The following is a 15,607-nucleotide window of genomic DNA, read 5'->3' on the forward strand; positions in this document are numbered from 1 at the left end:
CTCTCCATAAAATTGTCTCCTTTAACTTGAACTAAGTCCAAGTTAAATTCCTCTCACTAAAGCTTACTCTTCGAGTAGACTTTAGTTTGAATCTAGACTAACACTATGAAGTGTTGATTGTTAACTTATTTAGAGATAGTTAATCTCTTTTTATAAGTTATCCCTGACCTGTAAAGTCGCTTATTTAGATTTCAAAGTTTGATTTAACATTTATAATTTTAATGAACTTGATAACCCCTAAAATAGGGACTCTCTTACGCCCGTTCTCTCAAACGAGGACGAAATTATATACAATACTTACTTAATACTTGCTTAGCTTTATTTATAGATATAATAATATTTTTTACTACCTATTTTAATGCTATTTTGTATTCCATTATAACTGTTACGATAGGAGACCTAAAAAGTAAAATATATTTTAACTTTAAGAACTATTTATATAGATTATTGTTATACTAATTATAATTTATTCAAGGAGTGTGCCATGAAAAAGATTATAATTACTCTATGTTTAACATGTTTAGTTCTTTTTGCTAGCGATACCGTATCTAGTGATGATAATAACTGTGTTGAAACTATAGAAAGTGAAGTTGTTAAAATTGTCCATTCTAAAGCAAATGGGGAAGAAAAACAAAAAGCAATTGACTTACTTAAAAAAAGAGTATCAACAAATAATCACGATACTTGTGAATCTCAACTGCAAGAGGAGATAAAACGTCTTGTATTTGGTGATAAAAAAGTTGAACCTAATTCAATAGTAAAAAAACATATTAAAAAAATTAAAGCAAATGTAGATACAGCTGACATGAATGCGCAAGATTGTATAGCTAACTTTGAAGCTGAAGTTATTAAAATAATAAATTCTAATCCTAATAACAGTGATAAAGAAAAAACGAAACAAATAATGCATGAAATAATGCATGAAAGTGTAAAAGAAAATTGTGAATCTGAATTTAAATTAGTTAAATAAATAATTTCAATGCAGAGTTATCACCTAATGATGGTAACTCTAGCCTAATTTATTTTTTATTAACTATACTTCTATATAATAACACTAATTAAAGATATAAGGAGTGAAAATGGGATTATACGATAGAAATTACATAAGAAATAATGTACAAGAAAATACTTACGAAAAAACTCAAACAAGAAGTAATCAAGGTGTTTTTATAAAACAAACTTATCAACTTTTTGCAGCATCTCTTTTAGCAGCAACTGTTGGTGCCTATATTGGTATAGGAATGGCTGGATTAATTGCAAGCTTTTATTGGGGCTTTGTCATTTTAGAATTCGGACTATTATTTGGAGTATATGCAGCTAAGAAAAAAGCTGGGTTAAATCTAATTTTATTGTTCGGATTTACATTTATGAGTGGATTAACACTTGCACCTTTGCTAACACACATACTAGGAATGGCTGGTGGTGCTTCTATCATAGCTAATGCCTTTATGTTAACAACTGTTTCATTTGGTGGGTTATCTCTATTTGCTATGAATACTAAAAGAGATTTTAGCGCAATGGGAAAAATGCTATTTATAACTTTAATAGTAGTTGTTGTAGCAAGTTTAATCAATATTTTCCTAGGTAGCCCTATAATGCAATTAATCATTGCTAGCATAAGTTCTATTTTATTTAGTGCTTTTATCCTTTATGATACACAAAATATTATTAGAGGAGCTTATGAAACACCAATTGAAGGTGCTATAGCTTTATACCTAGACTTTTTAAATCTATTTATTTCACTTTTACAGATATTAGGTATTTTTGGAAGAGATGAATAAAACAAAAGAGGAGGTTTTACCTCCTCAAACACTTCGTATCCTTGATGCTAATTTTAACCGTCTAAGAGAAGGTATAAGAGTTGTAGAAGATATTTGCAGATATTACAAAAACTCAAAAGAGTTATCTTCACAACTAAAAGAGTTAAGACACAAATCAAGAGTTGAAAACTACAAAAAATTGCTTACATGTAGAGATATAACAAATGATCCTTTAAAGCAAACTACTAATAGCGAAAAAACGAGAGAATCACTAGAAGCTGTAATACTATCAAATATAAAAAGGGCTCAAGAAAGTGCTAGAGTTTTAGAAGAAATTTTCAAGCTATTTGATACACAAAATGCTGAAAAATTTAAACAAATAAGATACGATTTATATAAATTAGAACAAGATATACTGATTTAAAAGACAGGAGAAAAATCCCCTATCTTTTAAATATCTAATGCTCTCTTAAATCACCAATTGAAAATAAACTATCAAAAAGTTTATAAATAAGAAGACACACTCCAACAGAACCAAAAACTATCAAAATTTCTCCAAGGTGTGGCTTTACATAATTAAAATGACTTGCAATATCGTAAAAATCATACGTTTCATAGCCAGTACCAAATCTATTTGACATTGGATTCGCATTTCCTCCATAAACAAAAAGAAATCTTCCTACATACCCACCAATAACAACACTTATAGACGAGATAAGAGTCCAAATTGGTTTTCCTGGTTTAATGACAAGTAAAAAAGGTAAAGCAAGTGCTAATAATATATATCCCAAAAAGTAAACATATTTAAATGGTCCAAACAAAATTAAAAATGTCCAATCTTTATCTACTGCCATATATCCAAAAACTTCATATATTGCTAAAATAGAGATAAAAAACAACATTGCTTTTCTAATTTTCTCCATAAGTTCTTTGTATTCAAATTTATTTTTGTGAACTAAATAAGAATAAACCCCCATAATACCTAAAGAAGAAACGAAAGCGGAAATAATAAAATAAAACATCAATACTGGAAATTCTGTCCATAAATGGCGTGCTGTATTCATTGAAAAAAGTTTTGCTTGAATAAAGTATTCAACTAAATCAACACCAATACTTAATACAAGAATAGGAAGTGCTAATCTTTTAGCTAATTCTCTTTTATTTGTCAGAATTAAATAAATTTCAAATAAAACAAAAGGTATATAGGTACAATATAACGGTAACATAAGCCACATTCCAGTGTTAACATTTGGAGTCAATATCATCCATAACATATTAAGCATATTTAAATCTGTTGCGATTGTAAACAACCCTGCAAATACCATAGAAATACCTGTAACCATGAAACCTGCAGCTACCTTTGCAACTAAATGCATATTCATGAGTTCTGCAAGAGCTACTAAAAATATAATTCCACTGCCTGTATAAATCATATACATGTAATTAACAATAAAAAGGGTCCAAGGAACTTCTCTACTCACTTCTCCAACAGTTCCAAATACTGCTAATTTCATAGCTTCTTTAAGAGCTGGATTTGTAGGATCCATACCAGATGCATGTGCAGTTGCAGCTTCGCTAAAATATCTAAGATCAAATATTTCCAAAATACCTACACATGCAAGCCCTAACAAAATATACGATAAAAGCATTACTTTATTAAATAAAAGGTCTTTAATACTCACTTTATTTATTGTAAGTCCTGCAAAGATTATCTTTTCCATTCTATACTCCTTAAATCTCTTGCATAATTATATACTGGCTTAAAATCATCCCATGTATGTATAATAGTATCGTGTGAAATACTCTGCTTTGCATAATGCTCATCGTCTGGTACTATATAAAATAATTTTGGTAAAGTACCTGACTTTTCTTTTTGAAAAAAGAATCTTTTTGTTTTAAGAAGTTGTACTAAATCACTTTCTTCATCATCTAAATCACCAAAAAGTCTTACTTTTGTTGGACAAGTTGCTTGGCAAGCGGTTGTTCCATATTCTTCTATTCTATGATCACAAAAAGTACACTTATCTACAGCAACCATCGTATCATCTATAAACCTTGCATCATAAGGACATGCTTCCATACACCCTTTACATAATATGCACATGCTTGGATCTACTTTTACAATACCACCTGCGACAACATGACTCGCATGCGTAGGACACACATTTACACAAGGTGCATTAATACAGTGATTACATTGGGATGGATATAAGTTCATATATGGTTTGCCAAATATAGTACCTTCAACTGCTCCTACCCAAATTCGTTGTTTGTGAGCTCCTAATTGAACACCATTTTCTTCCTTACATGCTGTTTCACATGCTTTACAATTTATACAATTTTGATAATTAAGTGCCATTGCATAGTTCATAATTACACCTTTCTTAACGATACGATAGTATCATGCATAATTGCACTACCAAATACTGGTTCAATCCTATCTTCAATAATTTCATTGTCACTCGCTCCATTTCTATGAGCAAATGTCAAACCTGTAGATTTTGCACCAAAACCATGAATATAAAAAACAGTATTAGGAACAATTTTTGCCGTAGGATACGCTTTAATCTTTACCTGCCCCACTTTACTTGTTACTTCAATCATATCACCAAATTTAATATCAAGTAGCTTTGCATCTTTGTCATTAATCCAAATAAAATTTTCATTCATTAACTCTAAAAGCATAATATTATTCTGCGTTGCATTTTGCGTAAATTGAGCATGCCTTCCACTAATAAATTTAAACTTACCTTTTGGAACTTCTACATAATCTGTATCAATCCATGTTGGCATTGTAGCAATTCCTTTCTTCTGCATACTTGCTAACACACACTCTATTTTTGTACTTGGAGTAGAAAATAGCCTTCTTACTTCTGCGATATCTCGAGGATTTACACAAGTATCTATCTCTTCTGCCTCGTTTTCATTTTCTAATTTAACTACTGTATAGTTTTTCTTATCTTCAGGATAGTAGTTATAGCTATTATTATCCAATTTTTCAAAATTTTTCATCATATTTGGATAAAAAATACCTTTTTGACGGAGTAAAGTCCATGCTTCTTTGCCATATTGCTTAGTGAATATCTCCTCATTGATATGTTCTTGATTTTCTTCAAAGCTATCAGCAAGGTTAAATCCATTTTCTTCATAATAATCTTCTTCACTCTCATCTTTTTCTAAACCTTCAAGCTCTTCTTGAACATCTTCATCATATTTTTTAGTAATTTCCCATAAAGGTTTAGATAACTTTGTAGCTAATCCCTTCATAATCTCCAAGACAGGTTTACTTTCATACATAGGATCTATGACTTTTTGACGTAAAGCAATTGAAGGTTCAACTCCAGCAAATGATTTTATAGGATCTTCTCTTTCTAAATAAGTACATTCTGGTAAAATGACATCTGCATACATGGCTGTATCACTTGGCATAGTGTCTATCACAACCACTAAATCCAATTTTTCTAACATTTGTTTTGTTTTGGCAGTGTTTGGAACACAAAGCATAGGATTTTGTTTATAAACAAATAATCCTCTTATAGGATAGGGTGTTGTACCTTCTACTACCATATTCCTCCAAGCTATCCAAGAACCACTTCCACCAATAATAGCAGCAGCTTTTTTATCTATCCTTCCTTTTGCATTTGCATACATTGGTATATTTATTTCATGTCCATCTAATGGTAGTTTTTTACCAAAAACTATACCACCCTTGACATCAATACCACCACCAAGAGCTGTAAATATAGCTTGAGCACGTCTTAGTTGAAAATCATTTTTGGCAAAAGTAGAACGACGACCTTGATAATAAATTGATTGAGGTGCATTTGCCATAAACTCTGTTGCAACTCGACAAATATCTTTTGCTGGAATTCCTGTAATTTTTTCAGCCCACTCAGGAGTATATCCACTTTCTATGATATGCTTTCTATACTCTTCAAATCCATTAAAATTATTTTTGACATACGTTCTATTATATATCTCTTTAATCAATACTTGATAAGTTAAAGCTAAAACAAAAGCTAAATCAGTTCCAGGCTTAATTGCCAAATAGGTATCTGCATGAGCTGCTGTATTTGTAAATCTTGGATCTACGACAATTAGTTTTGTCCCTCTCCCTCTTGTTCTTTTAAAAAGATCCATTGTATCTGGTGTTACTATTGCCTCTGCACGATTTGCTCCACCCATAATGACATATTTTGCATTGTTTAAATCAGCTTGACCATATCCTCCAATAGTAAGAGCATATCCAGAAACTGCAGTTTGTAAACATATAGATGCATGGTTTATAAAATTTGTAGAACCAAATTTATCTGCCATAAAAGATTTATAGGTATGCTCTGCCATACCTTCACCAGCACAATACCCTATGCAAGAACGATTATCTTTCTCTTCATCTAAAATCTTTACCATTTTATCCTTGATATACTCATTTGCCTCATCCCAAGTTGCACGCCTAAATTTTCCATCTCCCCTTTCCCCGTCTCTTATAAGAGGATATTTAAGTCTGTCAGGGTCATATAAGGCATGAATACCTGCAGCCCCTCTTGCACATAACATATTTTTCGATTTTGGAAAATAGGGATTAGGATCTAATTTTACCACTACCCCATTTTGAACCTGAGCAATCACCGCACATTTGTTTACACACATTTCACAAATGGTAGGCACTTTCTTCATAAGTACATTATCTAGTTTCTCTTTTTGAGAGCTACTTGCCATAATGTCTGTTGAACTTAGCACTGTTCCGCCAAGAACACTAAGTGCAACACTACTTTGAAGAAATCTACGTCTTGAGATCTCTACTTTCATGTTTCTTCTCCATAATTTTATAACTTATAATAATGTAAATTATAAGTAGATAATGTTATTGTAGAGTTAGTTTCTTTATATTATTATTAAAAAATATTTTACTTATAAGTTTAAATTATTTATATAGCATATATATGCCTTTATAAAGGATTTTATAAAAAAGTAAAATTTATATAATTTGATAGAAAATTACTAAAAAAGTAAAATTTATTTTTATTAAAAAGAGATAAAAAGTATATTTTTTTGACTAAATGTGAGAATATGAGGAGTTTAACTCCTCATACTATATAAAAGAACTCATCTGTTAGCAACAACCTGCTGCATTATTTTTTAACAAGATGGTACATTACCACTATCACTAGCGTAATTAAATAAAAATTCATATACATGAGGTACATATTTATCTTTTAATGGTTTAGCTTTAGGACAAATTCTAATTAATTCATCATTAAGTTTGCCTGCATCTTGAAATGCTTTCCATTCTGATTGAGTATGTTTTTTTGCCATAGCTCCACCATCAAAACCACAAGGTTTTTTCATCTTCTTGATAAAAAGTTTTTGTCCTTTTGCCACTCCTGCAAATGCTGCTGTACTTATGAAACTTAATCCTACTACTGTTGCAAATAACAATACTAATAATTTTTTCAACACTCCCCTTCTCCTTTGTCAATTTGATTCTCTACATGTAAAGGAAATCCTTTACATGTAGAAGTGTAAATTAACCTAATGGCTCATTTACTTCTATTTTACATTTTGTCCCTTGACAATCTATATTTGCATCAAAATAAAATATTTTTGAAACATCCATTTTTGCATCATTTAATTTCATCCATGCTTCCATTGCTCTACCACCACTTGCACAATTTATTACAATTGTTTTATTTTTAGGTAATTTTGCATAAAATGCTACGGCATTTAGTTTTTCAGCTTCAATGTTTATAGCACCCGGTAAATGTCCTACTTTAAACTCACTTGGACTTCTTACATCTACTATTTGTACATGTGATAAGCTTTTCATATTTGCTTTAAACCACTCACCATCTACTGTACCATCATCTTCACCAAGTTTTATACCGCTTACCATTTTTGAAGCTTTTGGTGCTACCTTAGCTGGTGCTTTTTTTGCTTTAGAACCACCTGTTGTTGCCATACCCTCTTTTTTCCATACTGGCACACCACCAGCATATACTTTTACATTGGTATAACCTAAAGATAGTAATTTATCTGCAACTGCATGAGATTTATGACAATTATATCCACCACAAAAAGTGATAATTGGAGTAGTTTTATCTGCTGGAAATCTTCCTGCTAATTTATCCATTGCTGTATCTGGGATAGAAACTGCACTTGGAATTGTTGCTCCTAAGTACTTTTTATATGGTCTTGCATCAATTAGTACTGCTGAGCCTTTTTTATATGCTGCTGCTACTACTGGTGTTCCTACTTCTACATATGTCATTTTTTTCCACTCAGGCTCACCTGCTTGGTAAAGTTTTACATTTTTAAAACCTTTTTTCTTTAACATTCCTGCAACTTTTGGACTCTTACCACAATTCCAACCACCACAATAAACAATAATCTCTTTATCTTTAGCTACTTTATCTAATTGACCTACATATTTATCAAATGCAGTATCTGGGATATTTATACTTGATGGAATAGTAGAACTCGCATATTTTTTCGCTGGACGAGCATCAATTAAAAGTGCTTTTGCACCTTTTCTAGTTCCATTTCCAATAGCTTTTTTTGTATATTCATAATTAACTACTTTTAAGTTAAACTTTTTAATCAATCCTGCTACTTTTGCAGATGGTTTACTCATTGACTTTTGTGCTGGTGTAGTTGGTTTAGTTTCCACACATCCTGTAAATAACAATGCTGCACTCACCGCAAGTGCCCCCAATAGTTTATATCTCATCTTCTCCTCCTTTTTTAAATAAGGCACTAGGTGCCTTGATTTTGTTGTTAATGTTCCCTATCTGGATCTAAATTAAATACTTTTTCTGCTACATAAAATAAAAATATCGTTATACCAATTCCACCAAAACCTATAGCAAACTCTGTTGCTGAAGGAAAGTACTCTAAAAATGTTGGAGGCAATTGATACTCACTTCTTTTTAACATCGTCATAGGATAGATTAAAGTATCATGTACTAAATCATATCTCATAAAGAAAATTCCTATCATACCAGTTAATGATGCATAAACCATTGGTTTAATAGCTTGCCCATTTGTGAACAATATTATAGCAAAAGGTATTAACATTCCCAATAAAACTTCACCAAATATAAATGTTGGACTTGAAATTACATGTAAAATTGTCTCTGCACGCTCTGGCATTGTTCCATATAGTGCCGTAATAATTTTCCATGCTTCAAAAAATATAAGAATTCCAAGTAACATACCTAATATCTTGTTAAGTTTTAAAAACATCGCTTTTAGTTGTTCTGGATAATCGTTTCTATATTTAAACCCATAAATAATATACAGTAAATAACAACCTGTAATCATCGCTGAAAGGATAAAGTATACTGGATAAAATACCCCATTAGCTGTAGGACGAGAAATAAGAAAACCAAAAACAGCTCCAAGATTACTATGAGCTGCAAGACCTGATAAAAGTCCGCCTATACCAAATATTTTAGACCATTTATGATCCACTTTTATTGTTAAAAAGAAAAACTCAATAGTAATAAATACTAAATAAATCCCGTATAACGTTCCCATCCACCAAATTGCTGATGTAAAACCTGGCGTTAAAACATTGTAAATTATCATAGTAACAGGATGTCCAACTTCAAGAGCAATTACAGCAAAACCTGAAAGAAGAGTTATTATTGCACCAGCAATTGCACGCTTTCCAATTTGTTGAAACTCTTCCACCCCAAAGACATGCCCTATCGAAGAGATAATACAAAGTCCAGTTGAGCTAACAACAAAAAACACATACATAGCAATTAACAATCCCCAAGGATGTTGGCGTGTTACATTAAAAGCATGATGCCCATGTAAAATATAATATGCAGCCCCTGCTAAAAAAGCCCCTAGCAAAACTATACCTAAAACAGCTACTAACAAATTTAGTGGTGTTTTATTAAATTCAAATAAATTTTTAATAGAAAAATTGTTCATAATAACCCTCTATAGTAAGTAAAATAATTTTGGTTTAGTGCCAAGGTGTTCTTTCACTTGCTTATACTCTCTCTTAGCTATCAGCTGTGAAATATCACTATTAGGATCATCTAAATCACCAAAAGTTCTAACTTTTGTTGGACAAGTTGCTTGACAAGCTGTTGTTGTCTCTCCATTTGCCAATCTTGTATCAGAACAAAAGTTACATTTATCTACAGTAACTGTTCTATCATCAACATATCTTGCATCGTAAGGACACGCATTGATACAATACGTGCATAAAATACATTTTTCAATGTCAACTCTCACTACGCCATTATCGTCATAATATGTTGCATTTGTCGGACATACTTGCTGACAAGGTGCATTATCACAATGCTGACATTGACTTGGATGATATGTCATCGATGCAATCGATATATTTGGGAATTCTCCCTCAGCCTCTTTTTGCCCTACCCAGATTCTATAATTATCACGACCAGGAAGAACTCCATTTTCTGCCTTACATGCACTCTCACATGCACGACAATTTATACAACTTTTATAGTCTAATGCCATTCCATAACGTGCCATTATTAAACCTTTCTAATTTCAACAATTGTGTCGTGTAGACATGTTGCACCATGCATAGGTTCAATGGAATCTTCGATAATATTCGCATCATTTCCACCATTACCACTTGCTAGTGTTAACTCTTGAGATTTGTTACCAAATCCATGTATAAAAAATATTGTATCTAAGCCGATTTTTTCTGTTGGATATGCTTTTATGGTAGTTTTACCAACCTTACTGGCTACTTCAACTTCATCTCCAAATTTAATTCCCATTCTACTTGCTACTCTTTTATTAATCCACATGTAATTTGTTGGAACTAAATCTAAAAGCATTTTATTATTTGATGAACCTGATTGTGTAAATTGAGCATGACGACCAGTAATAAATCTAAACTGTCCATCAGGCACTGCTATTTCATACTCTTTTTTCCAAGTTGGCATAGCATCAATTCCACGCTTAGTCAATGAAGATAAATTACACTCAATTTTTCCAGAAGGAGTTTTAAACTTTTTATTCATTACTGAATAGTATTTTTTACTTTCAGGATAGTATTCATACTCATTTACATTTAACTTTTTAAAGTATTTATCCATATTTGGGTAAAAAACACCTTTTGCATGTAAAGATTCTGCAGCCCCTGCATATTTTGCAACAGCATGGTGATTTAAATCTTCTTGGGACTCTTCAAAAGCCTTTGTTAAATCAAACTCTTCATAAGTAGCTTCTTCTCCATCCTCTTCTATTGTATCTTGTACTTCTTCATCATATTTTTTAGTAATTTCAAAAAGTGGTTTAGACACTTTTTTACTTAACCCTCTCATTATTTCAATAACTGGTTTACTCTCATACATTGGCTCAACAACTTTGTTTCTTTGAACAATTGCAGGCTCAATCCCACCATACACTTTTGCAGGATCTGTTCTTTCTAAATATGTACACTCAGGAAGAATTACATCACTTAGCATAACAGTATCACTTGGCATAGTATCTATAGTTACAACTAAATCAAGCTTCTTTAAAAAAGCTTCTGTTTTTGCACTATTTGGCATATTTGCCATGGGATTATGTTTATAATTAAAAAGTGCTCTTATAGGATATGGATTTCTGCCTTCTAAAACCATATTTCTAAACCCTACCCATGTCCCACTTCCACCAACTACTGCTGCTTCTTTAGCATCAATTCTTGATTTTGCTTGATCATAAATAGGAGCAGATACTTCATGTCCTTCCATAGCTATACTTTTGCCAAAGCAAATACCACCTTTGATATCTATTCCTCCACCAAGAGCAGAAAAGATTGCCTGCGCACGTCTTAATTGAAAATCATTTTTACTCCAAGTTGTCCTACGACCTTGATAATAAATTGATTGTGGAGCATGATGCATAAAATCTCTAGCAACTTGATAGATATCTTCTGCTTTTATCCCTGTTATTTTTTCAGCCCATTCTGGTGTATATTCGTTCTGAAGTACATGTTTTTTGTATGTTGCAAAATCATTAAAATGATTTTCTACAAACTCTTTATTATAAATATCTTCTTTTATGACAACATAAGTCAAAGCTAAAACAAATGCTAAATCTGTTCCTACATTAATACCAAGCCACTTATCACTTTTAGCTGCAGTATTTGTAAATCTAGGATCAACAACAACAAGTTTTGCTCCACGTCCCGTAGTTCTTTTAAAAAAATCCATACTATCAGGGGTAACTATAGCTTCCGCACGATTTGCCCCAGCCATAACAACATAATCAGCATTTTCTAAATCTGCTTGTCCATATCCACCAATAGTAAGAGAATATCCTGAAACTGTTGTAGCTAAACAAAGACTCGCATGATTTAAAAAATGAGCAGAGCCAAAACCTGTATAAAAGTTTTTAAATGTATGCTCAGCCATCCCCTCACCTGCACAAAATGCGACAGTTGAGCGATTATCTTTTTCTTCATCTAATATTTTTGTTAATTTTTCACTTATATAAGAATATGCTTCATCCCAAGTAGCACGTTTAAATTTACCACTTCCTTTTTCCCCATCTCGTATAAGTGGGTACTTAAGACGGTCCACATCATAAATAGCTGCTAATCCTGAGTTTCCTCTTGGGCACAGCATATTTCTTGATTTTGGGAAATATGGATTTGGATCCAATTTTGTTACAATGCCATTTTTTACATATGCAAATGCAGCACACTTGTTTACACACATTTCACATAATGTAGCCACTTTTTTTGTTTTACCAATGTCTTCTGGTTTAGTAGATGCTGACGCACTTGCCATTATTGCTGAAGGACTCATACTAACTCCTCCTGCGATACTTAAAGCAACACTACCTTGAAGAAATCTCCTACGTGAGATCTCTGCTTTCATTTCTTCTCCTTCTGCGTATTTAAGTTTTAAGCTTTATTAGAAAATATCCACTTTTAACGTCTATTTGTATCTTATATTGTAGATACGTATGCTTATATAAAACTTACAAAAATAGTAAAAATAACTTTTACTTAATTAAAGAGAGGGGAAAGCCCTAAAATAAGGGAATATTTTTTTTCGAAAAAAAGTTAAAAAGTTAAAAAAATAAGATAAAAGTTCATTTTATTTTACTTTTTTTCTTGATTTTTTGATAAATAAAGTAAAAATATTATATAAATAATTAATTTTTTATTTTAAGAAAAAGCAATACTAGAAGAGATATATGGTAAATATTATAATTCTTTATTATGTTTATTATAACATCTATACACTGGGAGAAACTACATATAATACTTCGAACTCTAAATAGTCATGAGGATAATTTCTTATAAGATTTTTTGTTTGTGTAACAGTGAGTTTTTTCTTTCCTCCACTTACTCCACTTTTTTTAATATATCTAAATATTGACATATTATCGTCAAAAACTACTTTATATGTTTTTATTTCATAGTTTATATCAAAATATTTTTTTATTATTGTTACGAGTTCTTTTGCATCTGGTAAAAAAGTTTTGAGTCCACTTACATTATATATATCTTTAAAAGTATTACATGTAAAGATAGAAAATGCAATATTTTTACTCAATGATGCAGTAAACTTTATAAGTTCTTCTATATCATCTGACCATTGTAACGCTGATGAAGAAATAACAATATCAAAAGGAGCAAATTTTTGTATTTTTTTTTGAAAACTTTCTGATTCAAAGTTTTCATTTAAAACTAATATATTTGAAGACACTGGATGTTTTTCACACATACCCTTGGCACAATCAATACCAATAAAGTTCTCATATTGCCAAGTTATTTTTTTATTTATGTCCCCTGTACCACAACCTAAATCTAAAATTTTTTTTGGTTTTGATTTTATTTTAGATAACAAATATTTTGCTACTTTTTTTTGAACGATAGTATTCGCATCATAACTATGCGACTGTTTTGAAAACTCTCTAATATGCTTCAATAAATTCTCTTTTACCTAGTTTTTAATATTTTTGTGTATAATGCGTAGATTATACTAAATATTTAATAAAAAGGACATTTGATATGACCGGAATTTTGTTGGTCTCACAATTTATTTTAGCTGCTGTTTTAACAGTTGCCGTACTTTTACAGAAAAGTTCATCTATAGGTTTAGGTGCTTATAGTGGAAGTAATGAATCACTTTTTGGCGCAAAAGGACCAGCTGGTTTTATGGCTAAATTTACATTTGTTGTGGGTCTTATTTTTGTAGTGAATACAATCTCATTGGGTTATTTTTATAACCAAGAAAAAAATGTTTCTATCGCAGAAGATATCAAAATAGAAAAAAATGTAGTACCTGTAACACCAGAGTCTCCAAAAGCTCCAAGTGCACCAGCTGCTCCAAAAACTAAATAATTCAATAAATGAAATCTTTTCTACTATTGCTTCTCACAGCGGTAACTTTATGGGCGAATGCTCACATTTTTGTTTATCATAGATTTGGCGATAGTAGATATCCTACAACGAATACAACCATAGAAGAGTTACAAAAAGAGTTTGAATACTTTAAAACAAATGGTTATAAAGTTGTTCCTCTTTCTCTTCTTGTAAAAACTCTTAAAGAAAAAAAAGATGTCCCTGATAATTGGATTGTTTTAACAATAGATGATAATTTTAAAAGTTTTTATACAAATGCTTTATCAGTTTTTAAAAAGTACAATTATCCATTTTCTCTTTTTGTTTATGTACAAGCAACACAAGATAAATACAAAGATTATCTTACGTGGGAACAATTAAGAGAAATAGCAAAATATGGAAGTCTTGAATTTCACTCATATGGACATCCTCATATGACCTATTTAAGTGATGAAGAGTTAAAAAAAGATTTTGACAAAGGATTAGCACTTTTTAAAAAAGAGTTAAATTTAGTACCAAAAGTTTTTACTTATCCTTATGGTGAATATAATCAAAGAGTTCAAAAAGTAGTACGTTCATATGGATTTGATGCTATTATTAACCAAAACATGGGTGCTGTATCAAAATCAAGTGATGTATACGATATGGATAGAACTGCTCTTGTAGGAAAAGTCAATCTCAAGCATTACCTTAAGTATAAATTTTTGGATGCAAAGTGGATTGAACCTACTATTTTTCCAAAAAATTCTATGCTAAAATCTTTACATGTAAAAACAAATGAAAAAGAAAAAAAAGGTAACTTGTATATAACAGGTCATGGCTGGTTACAAACTACATTAAACGATGGTAACTTTAACTTAAAACTAAACAAAAAGTTGACAAATAAGAGATCTCGCATCATGATAACTGTGGGAAATAAGATTTCGTCAAAACTACTAATAAAGGACAAATATGGAATTAAATGAAATTTACTCTAACCAAAAAGAACTTGTAGAAAAAACTCTTGAAGCACTTAAAAGAGATTTTCTTACTATTAGAAGTGGTGCTGTATCTACTTCTGTTTTAGATAATGTAAAAGTTGATTATTATGGAACTCCAACAGCACTAAATCAAGTAGCAACTATACTTGCAAGTGATGCAACAACTATAAATGTTACTCCTTGGGAAAAAAATCTTTTAAAAGATGTTGAAAGAGCTATTGGAGAAGCAAATATTGGTGTTAATCCTAATAATGATGGAGAGTGCATAAAACTATTTTTTCCACCAATGACAACTGAGCAGAGAAAAGAAAATGCAAAGCATGCTAAAGTTATGGGTGACAAAGCAAAAATATCTATAAGAAATATTAGAAAAGATGCTAATGATAAAATTAAAAAACTTGAAAAAGATAAAACGATAACTGAAGATGAATCAAAAAAAGGTCATGATGAAGTACAAAAGATAACTGATGCTGGCGTTACTAGTGTAGAGACTCTAGTAAAAGCAAAAGAAGCTGAGTTATTAAAGATATAAT

The 15,607-nt window shown here is 31.1% G+C and carries 15 protein-coding genes; 6 read left to right on the forward strand and 9 right to left on the reverse strand.

Annotated features, from left to right (window positions below; genetic code table 11):
* Window positions 1–484 precede the first annotated feature (484 nt).
* From K354_RS0105075 to K354_RS13970, 3 genes are all read left to right on the forward strand, one after another.
* Window positions 485–970, forward strand: a complete 486-nt coding sequence (locus K354_RS0105075) for a hypothetical protein (protein ID WP_024954427.1) — start codon at window positions 485–487, stop codon at window positions 968–970.
* A 109-nt stretch (window positions 971–1,079) separates the two neighbouring features.
* Complete coding sequence (locus tag K354_RS0105080; RefSeq protein WP_024954428.1) at window positions 1,080–1,781, forward strand: Bax inhibitor-1/YccA family protein; 702 nt, start codon at window positions 1,080–1,082, stop codon at window positions 1,779–1,781.
* Entirely contained in the window at window positions 1,774–2,184 is a 411-nt protein-coding gene (locus tag K354_RS13970; protein ID WP_174377776.1) for a thiamine-phosphate pyrophosphorylase, read from the forward strand. The genes K354_RS0105080 and K354_RS13970 overlap by 8 nt, the downstream gene beginning before the upstream one ends.
* Before the next feature lie 34 nt (window positions 2,185–2,218).
* Here the strand turns inward: K354_RS13970 and nrfD (K354_RS0105090) are convergent, their stop codons facing one another.
* The 9 genes from nrfD (K354_RS0105090) to K354_RS0105130 all read right to left on the reverse strand — a co-directional run bounded on the left by nrfD (K354_RS0105090) (window position 2,219) and on the right by K354_RS0105130 (window position 13,678).
* A complete protein-coding gene (gene nrfD / locus K354_RS0105090) occupies window positions 2,219–3,481 on the reverse strand; it encodes an NrfD/PsrC family molybdoenzyme membrane anchor subunit (protein ID WP_024954429.1) in 1,263 nt (420 codons plus the stop codon).
* Window positions 3,469–4,131, reverse strand: coding sequence for a 4Fe-4S dicluster domain-containing protein (locus tag K354_RS0105095; RefSeq protein ID WP_024954430.1), 663 nt, complete (start codon window positions 4,129–4,131; stop codon window positions 3,469–3,471). Before K354_RS0105095 ends, nrfD (K354_RS0105090) begins: the two co-directional genes overlap by 13 nt.
* Window positions 4,132–4,133: 2 nt before the next feature.
* A complete protein-coding gene (locus K354_RS0105100) occupies window positions 4,134–6,569 on the reverse strand; it encodes a molybdopterin-dependent oxidoreductase (RefSeq protein WP_024954431.1) in 2,436 nt (811 codons plus the stop codon).
* A 330-nt stretch (window positions 6,570–6,899) separates the two neighbouring features.
* Window positions 6,900–7,220, reverse strand: coding sequence for a cytochrome C (locus K354_RS0105105; RefSeq protein ID WP_425426669.1), 321 nt, complete (start codon window positions 7,218–7,220; stop codon window positions 6,900–6,902).
* A gap of 67 nt (window positions 7,221–7,287) precedes the next feature.
* Window positions 7,288–8,487 carry a rhodanese-like domain-containing protein gene (locus K354_RS0105110; RefSeq protein WP_024954433.1) on the reverse strand — a complete coding sequence of 400 codons (1,200 nt, stop codon included), beginning with the start codon at window positions 8,485–8,487 and terminating at the stop codon, window positions 7,288–7,290.
* Window positions 8,488–8,534: 47 nt separating this feature from the next.
* The gene (nrfD, locus tag K354_RS0105115; RefSeq protein ID WP_024954434.1) at window positions 8,535–9,701 is read right to left on the reverse strand and encodes an NrfD/PsrC family molybdoenzyme membrane anchor subunit; all 1,167 of its coding nucleotides are present in this window, start codon (window positions 9,699–9,701) and stop codon (window positions 8,535–8,537) included.
* 9 nt (window positions 9,702–9,710) lie between these two features.
* The gene (locus K354_RS0105120) at window positions 9,711–10,274 is read right to left on the reverse strand and encodes a 4Fe-4S dicluster domain-containing protein (RefSeq protein ID WP_024954435.1); all 564 of its coding nucleotides are present in this window, start codon (window positions 10,272–10,274) and stop codon (window positions 9,711–9,713) included.
* A 2-nt stretch (window positions 10,275–10,276) separates the two neighbouring features.
* The gene (locus K354_RS0105125) at window positions 10,277–12,619 is read right to left on the reverse strand and encodes a molybdopterin-containing oxidoreductase family protein (RefSeq protein ID WP_024954436.1); all 2,343 of its coding nucleotides are present in this window, start codon (window positions 12,617–12,619) and stop codon (window positions 10,277–10,279) included.
* Window positions 12,620–12,982: 363 nt separating this feature from the next.
* Entirely contained in the window at window positions 12,983–13,678 is a 696-nt protein-coding gene (locus K354_RS0105130; RefSeq protein ID WP_024954437.1) for a methyltransferase domain-containing protein, read from the reverse strand.
* 83 nt (window positions 13,679–13,761) lie between these two features.
* On the opposite strand from K354_RS0105130, the gene secG reads away from it, so the two are divergent.
* Genes secG through frr form a run of 3 tightly spaced genes read left to right on the forward strand, consistent with a single transcriptional unit; the run spans window position 13,762 to window position 15,606 of the window.
* Entirely contained in the window at window positions 13,762–14,094 is a 333-nt protein-coding gene (gene secG / locus K354_RS0105135; RefSeq protein WP_024954438.1) for a preprotein translocase subunit SecG, read from the forward strand.
* A gap of 8 nt (window positions 14,095–14,102) precedes the next feature.
* Entirely contained in the window at window positions 14,103–15,059 is a 957-nt protein-coding gene (locus K354_RS0105140; protein ID WP_024954439.1) for a polysaccharide deacetylase family protein, read from the forward strand.
* Window positions 15,046–15,606, forward strand: a complete 561-nt coding sequence (frr, locus tag K354_RS0105145; protein ID WP_024954440.1) for a ribosome recycling factor — start codon at window positions 15,046–15,048, stop codon at window positions 15,604–15,606. The genes K354_RS0105140 and frr overlap by 14 nt, the downstream gene beginning before the upstream one ends.
* The last annotated feature ends 1 nt before the right edge of the window (window position 15,607 follow it).

The organism is Sulfurospirillum arcachonense DSM 9755 (assembly GCF_000597725.1).
Classification (GTDB): Bacteria; Campylobacterota; Campylobacteria; order Campylobacterales; family Sulfurospirillaceae; genus Sulfurospirillum_A; species Sulfurospirillum_A arcachonense.

Coding starts and splice junctions, on each gene's coding strand:
- K354_RS0105075 (WP_024954427.1), top strand. CDS start 485: ATGAAAAAGATTATAATTACTCTATGTTTAACATGTTTAGTTCTTTTT.
- K354_RS0105080 (WP_024954428.1), top strand. CDS start 1,080: ATGGGATTATACGATAGAAATTACATAAGAAATAATGTACAAGAAAAT.
- K354_RS13970 (WP_174377776.1), top strand. CDS start 1,774: ATGAATAAAACAAAAGAGGAGGTTTTACCTCCTCAAACACTTCGTATC.
- nrfD (WP_024954429.1), bottom strand. CDS start 3,481: ATGGAAAAGATAATCTTTGCAGGACTTACAATAAATAAAGTGAGTATT.
- K354_RS0105095 (WP_024954430.1), bottom strand. CDS start 4,131: ATGAACTATGCAATGGCACTTAATTATCAAAATTGTATAAATTGTAAA.
- K354_RS0105100 (WP_024954431.1), bottom strand. CDS start 6,569: ATGAAAGTAGAGATCTCAAGACGTAGATTTCTTCAAAGTAGTGTTGCA.
- K354_RS0105110 (WP_024954433.1), bottom strand. CDS start 8,487: ATGAGATATAAACTATTGGGGGCACTTGCGGTGAGTGCAGCATTGTTA.
- nrfD (WP_024954434.1), bottom strand. CDS start 9,701: ATGAACAATTTTTCTATTAAAAATTTATTTGAATTTAATAAAACACCA.
- K354_RS0105120 (WP_024954435.1), bottom strand. CDS start 10,274: ATGGCACGTTATGGAATGGCATTAGACTATAAAAGTTGTATAAATTGT.
- K354_RS0105125 (WP_024954436.1), bottom strand. CDS start 12,619: ATGAAAGCAGAGATCTCACGTAGGAGATTTCTTCAAGGTAGTGTTGCT.
- secG (WP_024954438.1), top strand. CDS start 13,762: ATGACCGGAATTTTGTTGGTCTCACAATTTATTTTAGCTGCTGTTTTA.
- K354_RS0105140 (WP_024954439.1), top strand. CDS start 14,103: ATGAAATCTTTTCTACTATTGCTTCTCACAGCGGTAACTTTATGGGCG.
- frr (WP_024954440.1), top strand. CDS start 15,046: ATGGAATTAAATGAAATTTACTCTAACCAAAAAGAACTTGTAGAAAAA.